The 1,531-nt window shown below is 69.0% G+C and carries 1 protein-coding gene; it reads right to left on the bottom strand.

Features of this window, described 5'->3' with window-relative positions; translation table 11 throughout:
- Window positions 1-1,489: tape measure protein (locus ABD254_RS21300; protein ID WP_344250993.1), on the bottom strand; the 1,489-nt coding region annotated here is incomplete at its 3' end.
- Window positions 1,490-1,531: the final 42 nt, after the last annotated feature.

Below are 1,531 nucleotides of genomic sequence, written 5' to 3'. Positions count from 1 at the left end.
CGATCAGCCCCTGCAGGAACTGCTGCGACACGCCGCGGTCGGCGATCTCCTGGATGTTGTCCGCCCAGTCCTCGACCGCCTTGGCTTGCTTCTCGAGCTGGTCCATCCAGCCGGAGAGGGAGAACTTCTTGCCAGCGATGCTGTCGGACAGGTCGACGAACGACGACGCGGCCTTACCGGCGCCATCGATCAGGGTCTGGTAGGCCTCCGCCTGGCCCGAGATCGCAGCGTTATCGGACTCCAGCGCAGCGGCGATCATTTCCTGCGCCGACACGAATCTGATGGCCGATTCGGTTACATCCGCCTGGGCGTTCTCGGCTTCCAGGAGTGCGTCCCGGTACGCCGGCATGACGTTGAGCAGCTCTTCGCTGCTCGCTCCGGTCTGTTTGAGAACGTCGTTGAACGCCTTCTGCGCCGCCGCCGGGTCGTCCTGGTAGATGTCCGCCAGGGCCTGGCCCATATTCGCGAACTCGGCGTTGAGCGTGTCGAGCGACGTGTTCATGCTCAGCACGTCGCCGGACCAGTCGTCGAAGCTCTCCAGGGCCGATGGCGCCTTCATGCGCCGCCAAGCGTCGGACAGGTTGTACGTCTCGCCGGCGATGCCGTCGAGGCTGGCCTTCGTCACGCCGACGGCGTCCGCGGTGCCGCGGAACGTCGACTCCCACTGGGCGGAGGAGCGGGCGTCGATCGAGTCGCCGAACGCGGCGGCGGCGAGCTGGGCGGCGGTGAACGCTGCCGCGGCGACGCCGGCCGCCTTGGCTACGCCCTTGAGCCCGCCGGCGACTCGCGGGTGTGCCGCGGCGAGGTCCTTGAACGCCCCGACGGTCTCGATCGCCTTGGGTGCGAGGAGGATCATGCTGCCAGCCGCGAGGGCCGCGGCACCGCCGAGCAGCGTGAGCCCGCCGGCGAGCTTCTTGATCGGGTCCGGCAGGTCCTGGAAGCCGCGCATGGCATCGGCGACGCCGTTGAGCATGTCGACCAGGGCACCGCCGCCCTCAGGGTCGACGAGCGGGGCAGCGAGCTCGGAGGAGAAGTCGCGCCAGGCGGCCTTCACCCGGTCCATGGCGCCGGCGAAGGTGTTCTTCACGTTGTCGGCGGCGCCGGAGAAGCGGTCGGACATGCCGGCGGCGAGGGCGTCGAGGGCGGCCTGGGCGTCGAGGGTGCCGGCGGTGATGGACTCGCGCACCTCGGCGCCGGTCATGCCCATCTGCGAGCCGATGAGCTCGGCCGCGTTGACGCCCCGGTTGCCGAGCTCCTGCAGGTCCTGGGCGGTGATCTTCGCCGACGACTGGACCTTCGAGAAGACGGTCGCGATCTCGGCGATGTCGTTGTTCGACCCACCCGCGGCGGCGACGGCGTTCTGGATGGCGTCGAGGTACGGCACTACCTTCTGGGCCTCGATGCCGAACGCCAGCATCTGCTGCTGCGCGGTGATGAACGTCTGCTTCGAGAACGGGCTCGACCGGGCGAACTCGTCGAGCTTGTCCATTTGCGCGTTCGCGGCCTCGGCCGACCCGAGGAGCGAGGTGAG

Origin of the sequence: Isoptericola hypogeus (assembly GCF_039531145.1) — a bacterium.
Taxonomy (GTDB): domain Bacteria; phylum Actinomycetota; class Actinomycetes; order Actinomycetales; family Cellulomonadaceae; genus Isoptericola; species Isoptericola hypogeus.
The sequence above is the reverse complement of the archived record's forward strand: the minus strand, read 5'-3'. Positions and strand labels throughout refer to the sequence as shown.